This window comes from Dolichospermum circinale AWQC131C, from assembly GCF_000426905.1.
Lineage (GTDB): Bacteria > Cyanobacteriota > Cyanobacteriia > Cyanobacteriales > Nostocaceae > Dolichospermum > Dolichospermum circinale.
Map to the genome: position 1 here is coordinate 11,942 of NZ_KE384637.1, position 7,670 is coordinate 19,611.

Genomic DNA, 7,670 nt, shown 5'->3' on the forward strand with positions numbered 1-7,670 from the left:
TCTTGTGAAATTTAGTTGCCTATTACCTAGTAGGATGATAGGAGAGTGCTATCTGTGCGGTACTGTTCAATTCCCACATAGGAAAATAAAGTGTCAATTCAAGAACATAAAATTACAGTAGATTCTTTAGAATGGTTTTATCGGGAAGCTGAACCGATGGGTAGAACGGACTTAATTCCCGTGTTATTGTTACATGGGTTAGTTTCTCAAAGTTATAGTTGGAGAAATATTATTCCTAGTTTAGCAGCACAAGGAACTAGAGCGATCGCTCCTGATTGGATTGGTTGCGGATTTTCAGGTAAACCAGAGAAGGAAGATTTTGCTTATACTCCAGATGAATTCATCAAAGCACTAGCAGGATTTGTTGAAGCTCTAAAATTAGAGAGATTTTCCTTAGTTGTCCAAGGATTTTTAGGTTCAGTGGGGTTACAATACGCCTTACGTCATGCTGATAAAATTGCTAATATAGCCATTTTAAATACACCGATTTCTACGTCAGTGAAAATCCCTTGGAAAATCAAACAAATGGGTTTACCTTTAGCTGGGGATATAATCACTCAAGACCCCTTATTAGTGGATAGAACCTTAGAAAGTGGTAGTTGTTACCGCATTGAGGATCAAGATTTAGATGTTTATAGAAAACCATTTTTGAAAAGTTCTGCGTCTGGGAGAAGTCTCCTAGCGACAATTCGCAATTTACAATTAGAAAAAGCGATGATAGAAATAGAAAATGGGTTAAAAGAATGGCAAAAGCCGATTTTAGTACAATGGGGGACGATAGATCCTTGGTTATCTGTAGATATAGCGGAAAACTTGGTCAAATCTGTAGCCAATGGTGAAATTATCAAACTTAACAATGTGGGACATTACCCCCAAGAACATTATCATGAGGTGATTTTAGAGGATTTATTGCCATTTGTCCGGTGTGGGGGGGCGAATTAGGGGATATTTAAAAAGTCACTCATTATTCCCTATTCCCTGTTGAGACCAAAGAATTGCTCTAAATTAGTGGAAAGTCTGCCACCATAGCAGTAAAAGTTGGTCATGGGTGTTACCCTAATGTTAGAGTTGCAAAGAGATTAATCGCCAACTTTTGGAGACACAAGGCAAACAGCGAGTATCAATGTTAAAGAAACTACAGAAAAGACAAATTTATCTGCTTGCTGGTGCTGGACTATGTGCCTTTTTAGCTGGGGCAATGGTGTCAGCCCCCCAAGCTGGCAAAACCCTAAGTCAATGGTTGAACTTTGGTCAGAGTAAGCCGGAAGGGTTATCTGAGGCTGATAAAGTCAAGTCAGTTGTATTTTCTCTGTTGTCTGAATCTGTACCAGAAAGATTAACAAAGCTCCGGGAAATTGCTGAAAAAGGTAGTTCACCAGATCGGGAACGGGCCCGTTATCTATTGGCCAGTGATTATGTAGAAACCTCCCAAGGAAAAAAAGCACTGAGTTTATTGGTAGGATTGGCAAAAGACTATCCTGTTTTAGCTCCTTATATTTTACTTAAACAAGCCCAAGCTTATGATATTTTAGGCGAAGATAGGAAAGCTTCAGATTTGCGGCAAAAGGTAGTAAAGGAATATAGCAAGGAAGCGGCCGTAGTCAAAGCCATATATGCGATCGCCCAACCAAAATTATATAATCAAGCGATCGCACAATTTCCTTCCCATCCTCTGACTTGGGAAATTATCCGCAAAAGCTTAAAAGATAACTCAAATCAGCCGAACTTACAATTAATCCTAGCTAAATACGCCGCTGACGAGCCGGGAATTGTGGGTGTATTAGATCAATTAGTCAAACAAAGCCAACTCAAACCTGGAGACTGGGAACTAATTGGTTCAGTTTACTGGAATAATAATCAATTCACGAAAGCTAAAGATGCTTATATTCAAGCCCCGAAAACGGCCACCAGCCTCTACCGCATTGCTAGGGGATTACAACTAAATAAACAGCAAGATCAAGCCATTACGGTTTATAAACAACTGCTGCAAAAATTCCCCACTGCGACAGAAACAGGTATAGCTCTATTAAGATTATCAGACATTAGCAAAGGTAAAGAATCTATTACCTATCTTGACGAAATTATTAGTAAATTTCCCGAAATAGCACCGCAGGCATTGGTCAAAAAAGCCACATTATTGACAGCCTTAAAAGATCGTGAATCCGCTGATAGCACATATAAATTATTAATAGGTAAATATAGTAACAGTGATGAAGCGGCAGAATTTCGCTGGAAAACAGCCCAAACCAAGGCAAAAAACAATGACTATTTAGGGGCATGGGAATGGGCGCAACCAATTACCATTAATAACAAGAGTAGTATTTTAGCACCCAGAGCCGGATTTTGGGTAGGTAAATGGGCGACGATATTAGGTAAGCAAGAGGAGGCTGTTACAGCTTATAAGTCTGTGATTAGTGAATTTCCTTACTCTTATTATGCCTGGCGTTCTGCGAGTATTTTGGGTTTAAATGTAGGTAATTTTGACAGCCTGCGCTTGATGAACCCGACAATTATACCATTGCAACGTCCTGTACCACCTGCGGGTTCTGAAACCTTTAAAGAATTGTATTTATTAGGACAAGACCGTGATGCTTGGTTACAATGGGAAACAGAGTTTCAGAGTAAAAATCAACCTAGTGTCGCTGAAGAATTTACAGAAGGGTTGATGAAATTAACAAAGGGTGAGTACCTGACTGGGATTGAGAAAATTGCCAAATTAGAAGATCGGGAAAAACCTGCCGAAAAAGCCGAATATCAAGCTTTAAGCCAAAAAAGCATCTACTGGCAAGCCCGTTATCCCTTTCCTTATTTTCAGGAAATTGAAAAATGGTCTATTTCCCGTCAACTTAATCCACTGTTAGTAACAGCTTTGATGCGCCAAGAGTCTCGGTTTCAGACAAAAATTAAATCTCCCGTGGGTGCAACAGGTTTAATGCAAGTTATGCCCAGTACAGCAGCGTGGATAGCCCCACAAATGAATGCAGATATCAAAAAAATCAATTTGGAAAATGCCAATGATAATATTATGCTGGGGACTTGGTACTTAGATTATACTCACCGACAGTATAACAATAATTCCATGTTAGCGATCGCTAGTTATAATGCAGGACCGGGTAACGTGGCTAAATGGTTGCAAACTATACCCAAAACAGATCCTGATGAATTTGTGGAAGAAATTCCCTTTGATGAAACCAAGAATTATGTCCGTCAAGTATTCGGTAATTACTGGAATTACCTGCGACTTTATAACCCGGAAGTATCCAACCTAGTCAGTAAATACTCCCAAGAACACCCAAAATTACCGACGAAAAGGGAGTAAGAGAAATTGCAATTAGGTGACAGGGAACAGGTTAATAATGTTTCAATTCCTAATAGGGATTAAGTTAAATTGCAATTAGTAACTAATGGCAAATTCTGCTGATAATTTGCAGATATTTCTTGATTTACTAGTGCAATTGCTGAATTTTGCATTGGTAAAGATCCTAGTATAAACAGTGAAATCAAAGTTAGTTTTAAGCTGTAATTAAATTTCATGTTTGATGACTCCTCATCATCAGATAATTAAAATATCTCCGAATGTTCTAAAACCACAGTAGGGACAATTCATGAATTGTCCCTACAATCTTGATGGGAAAGGTCTATTTAAAGCCTTGCCGATAACCAACACTTAGAGCAGGGGAATTGAATGAACCAAATTCGATTTCTGTATCATCCTTCTTTGAAGTATAGCCAGTCAAACCTAGATATTTAAATTCAACGAAGGCATTACCCTTTTTGACTACTTCATATTCAACACCTATTTTTCCTTGATAGGCAAAAGATGTGCCATTACTAGTTTCAATCTTATTTCCTCCAAACTTAATATCAGGACTAATCAAACCAAAGCCTATACCAGCGCCAACGTAGGGACGAAGCTTAGATTTGGTTGGAATATCATAGTAACCATTGACAAGAAAAGTAGTCTGATTGACATTACCTGTTAAATTAGTTTCATTGCCACTTACAGTTAATTTATCAGCACCTGGAGAGCGAAAACTCACTTCTACTTCAGCACGAGTATTTTTTTGCTGATAGCCCCCAGCAGCAGTCAACTGAAAACCAGAATCCAAGCTCAAATCACCTGAAACACCTAATTCAGTTACATTCACATCACGTGGAAAAGCCAGACCCACACTTCCACTTACATACCAGTAATTACTTCCAGGCAGTGTAGAATAGGTATCACTACCCTCATATACGGATGCTGAGGTATTGACTGGTTGAGTATTATTAGTGTTCTGATCTACTGAATCAGTCGGGTTAGAATTTTGAGCCATTAAGTCGGCCGCTTTCCTAGAAACTGACTCAGCTTGAGCAGGAGTCGTGACTAAAGTAGCTAATATAGCTAACCCTAAAAAGCACTTGTGTTTATTCATGATGTAGGCAACCTTGATTTTCAATTTGAAAGATAAAAATTATCTCAAGTTAAAGACTATGCAAAAGTCAATTAATCTGCGATACTAGTAAAACTTCTACTGAATCTTGAATCTGATTGACTTTCGTGATAGAAACCTTTTCCCCCCATGTATGTCACAAAAATTAATTTTTTTTATTTTGTGATATACAATATAATCATAAATCTGACATATTTTCTTGTAAGTGTCAACCCCAAACCAGGAATTTATATTTTTCTGGCACTTGCGTAGATTTTGTACTTACATGGGTCATGATTATGACTCAAAACCAACAACCTAACCCTGAGATAAAATAGTCACAGAAGTAAATATGAAACTGATGCAATTTAAACCAAGAATGAACGAACAAGAGTTTGAGCGCGTATTTGACAATCTCACAGAACGACGCAAAAACGTATTAAGGAAGATACTAGCGGGCGAAACAGATGCGGATATAGCTCAATCTATGAAGATTGGAGAATCGTCCGTGAGAAAATATGTTGAAAGAATATGTTTGGAATTTGGACTAAATAATGAGCCTTCTGATAGCCGTCGCTATAAACGGTCAGAGTTGGTTACATTATTTGCCAAATACAAACCGGAATTACTGAGTGAAACTAAAACTGGCTCGACAAAAGAATTAACAATAATGACGGATGAAAATCAATCAAATATTACCGAATATATTCTGCATTTGCTATCGTTCAATCAGCCCATATCAGAGGATTTGCAACAGATACTAAATCGCATCAAGTTTCATGAACAAGAAAGGAAACAAATTGCGAAAGCTCTAAATGAAATCGGGCATAAAAACTACCTAAATAACGACTTTACAATTGCAGCATCCTATTTAGAATTAGCAGTTGAATTTAACCCAAACTATGGAGCGGCTCATTATAATTTAGGAGCAGCTTATGAAAAGTTAGATAATTTAGATGGTGCTTGTTATCACTATCAAATTGCGAGTAAATATCAAAATCGTGCTGCTGATGCTGCTGCGAATAATTTAGCTAGATTGCAAATTCTGCAAGGAAATAGTGCAGCAGCGGTGAAGATTATTGAATCAATTTTGCCCAAGGTTAGAGATAAAAGCATAGAAGTTACATTGTATAAAAACCTTGGCTGGGCGTATTTTCAGGAGAGTTCTCTGGAAAAAGCAAAACAAAATTTACTGATTTGTTTGCAATTAGAAAGCAATTATACTCCAGCTTATTGTTTACTAGCACAAGTGCAAGCAGCGGAGGGAGATCATAAAAGTTCCAGAGAATCATGGCAAACTTTTTTAGAATTTTATGCCTATGATCAGGAAGAAAAAAAATTCCGTGGACAATTACCAGAACTAGAAGTTTGGAAACTGGAAGCCATGAGAATTATTAATTCTCAAGAGAAGTAATTCAGAGGGATTAAGTATCAGAATTTATCCAGATTCTTCTGAGAAAAGGTGATTACTGTGTAGCTTGGGTTGACGCAAGGAAACCCAACATCAAGCAGTAATAATAAATGGGTTAGAGGATGTTTGAAAATTACGGAATACCAGCTTTAAAACATCCTCTAAGGAGTGACAAAATCATCTGTGTTTAGTTCTGAGTAGATTCATCTTAGTAACGACAACATGATAGAATTACTGTAACTTTTTATCACTAAAATCATGAAACTAAGACTAGTAGCAACCACTATTTTTACCCTGACTTTAGGATTTTACACCCCAAAAGTCACCGCAGCACCTATAAAAACACCTAAGACTTTTACAGAATGGTGTCAACAAAAAGCCAATTTACCTCAACAGACGAGACACACTGTAGAAGCATTATTAAAAGTTGCTAAAACCCAAAATTGTAGTCAAGCTAATCAAACGCTGACTAATTTTACTAAACTTGACCTGAATAAAAATCAAATCAGCGACATCAAACCTTTGTCTAATTTCACTAATTTGACTGAACTTGATCTTTCAGGAAATGAAATCAGGGATATCAAACCCTTGTCTAATCTCACTAATTTAACTTATCTTGGCCTTTCAGGAAATGAAATCAGGGATATCAAACCCTTGTCTAATCTGACTAACTTAAATACTCTTTACCTTTCGGAAAATCAAATCAGCAATATCAAATCTTTATCTAATCTGACTAAATTAACTTCTCTTTATCTGAATAAAAATGAAATCAAGGATATCAAACCCTTGTCTAACCTGACTAAATTGATTTTTTTGTACCTTGATAAAAATCAAATTAGCAATATCAAACCCTTGTCTAACCTGACTAAATTGACTTCTCTTGGCCTTTCAGCAAATCAAATCAGGGATATCAAACCTTTGTCTAATCTGACTAAATTAACTGAACTTGACCTTCCGTTAAATCAAATCAGCAATACCGCACCTTTATCTAATCTGACTAACCTAACTTATCTTGGTCTTTCAGCAAATCAAATCAGGGATATCAAACCTTTATCTAATTTGACTAAATTAACTGAACTTAAACTTTCAGAAAATCCACTTATTTCTAAACAATGTCCCTTGAAACCAGAGTCTATTTGTAAGTTTTAATTTTCAGCAAATCACTAAAGAGTAACAAAATCATCTGCGTTTATTTGCGTTCATCTGCGTTTAGTTCTGAGTAGATTCATCTTAGTAACGAAAACATGATAAAATCACCATAACCTTTTATCACTAAAATCATGAAACTAAGTCTAGTAGCAACCACCATTTTTACCCTGACATTAGGATTTTACACCCCAAAAGTCACCGCAGCACCCATAAAAACACCCAAGACTTTTACAGAATGGTGTCAACAAAAAGCCAGTTTATCTAAAGAGACGAGATATACGATTAAAAAACTGTTGAAAGTTGCTAAAACGCAAAATTGTAGTCAAGCTAATCAAACGCTGAGTAAATTTACTATTCTTAATCTTGGGGAAGATAAAATCAGTGATATTAGTCCTTTGTCTACTTTAACTAATTTGACTGAAATTAATCTCCATAAAAATCAAATCAGCGATATTAGTCCTTTGTTGACCTTAACTAATTTGACTGAAATTAATCTTGGTGAAAATAAAATCACCAATATTAAACCTTTATCAAATTTAACTAAATTAACATCTCTTAATCTTCATGAAAATAAAATCAGCGATATTAACCCTTTGTCAAATTTAACTAATTTGACTTCTCTTAATCTTCATGTCAATAAAATCAGCGATATTAACCCTTTATCAAATCTGACTAATTTGACTGAAATTAACTTGGGA

The 7,670-nt window shown here is 36.4% G+C and carries 6 protein-coding genes; 5 read left to right on the plus strand and 1 reads right to left on the minus strand.

The annotated features are described in order from the left end of the window. Window positions 1–90: 90 nt before the first annotated feature. The gene (locus tag ACIR131C_RS0117740; RefSeq protein WP_028091278.1) at window positions 91–942 is read left to right on the plus strand and encodes an alpha/beta fold hydrolase; all 852 of its coding nucleotides are present in this window, start codon (window positions 91–93) and stop codon (window positions 940–942) included. Between the two features lie 181 nt (window positions 943–1,123). Continuing rightward, window positions 1,124–3,319, plus strand: coding sequence for a lytic transglycosylase domain-containing protein (locus tag ACIR131C_RS0117745; protein ID WP_028091279.1), 2,196 nt, complete (start codon window positions 1,124–1,126; stop codon window positions 3,317–3,319). A gap of 319 nt (window positions 3,320–3,638) precedes the next feature. On the opposite strand, the gene ACIR131C_RS0117755 is transcribed toward ACIR131C_RS0117745, so the two are convergent. Then, entirely contained in the window at window positions 3,639–4,415 is a 777-nt protein-coding gene (locus tag ACIR131C_RS0117755) for an outer membrane protein (RefSeq protein WP_028091280.1), read from the minus strand. A 349-nt stretch (window positions 4,416–4,764) separates the two neighbouring features. On the opposite strand from ACIR131C_RS0117755, the gene ACIR131C_RS0117760 reads away from it, so the two are divergent. From ACIR131C_RS0117760 to ACIR131C_RS23225, 3 genes are all read left to right on the plus strand, one after another. Then, window positions 4,765–5,826: a LuxR C-terminal-related transcriptional regulator gene (locus ACIR131C_RS0117760; RefSeq protein WP_231395492.1), complete on the plus strand. Its 1,062-nt coding sequence runs from the start codon at window positions 4,765–4,767 to the stop codon at window positions 5,824–5,826. A 255-nt stretch (window positions 5,827–6,081) separates the two neighbouring features. Further along, entirely contained in the window at window positions 6,082–6,972 is an 891-nt protein-coding gene (locus ACIR131C_RS0117765; RefSeq protein WP_028091282.1) for a leucine-rich repeat domain-containing protein, read from the plus strand. 131 nt (window positions 6,973–7,103) lie between these two features. After that, a partial coding sequence (locus ACIR131C_RS23225) for a leucine-rich repeat domain-containing protein (RefSeq protein WP_035372412.1) occupies window positions 7,104–7,670 on the plus strand: 567 nt, incomplete at its 3' end.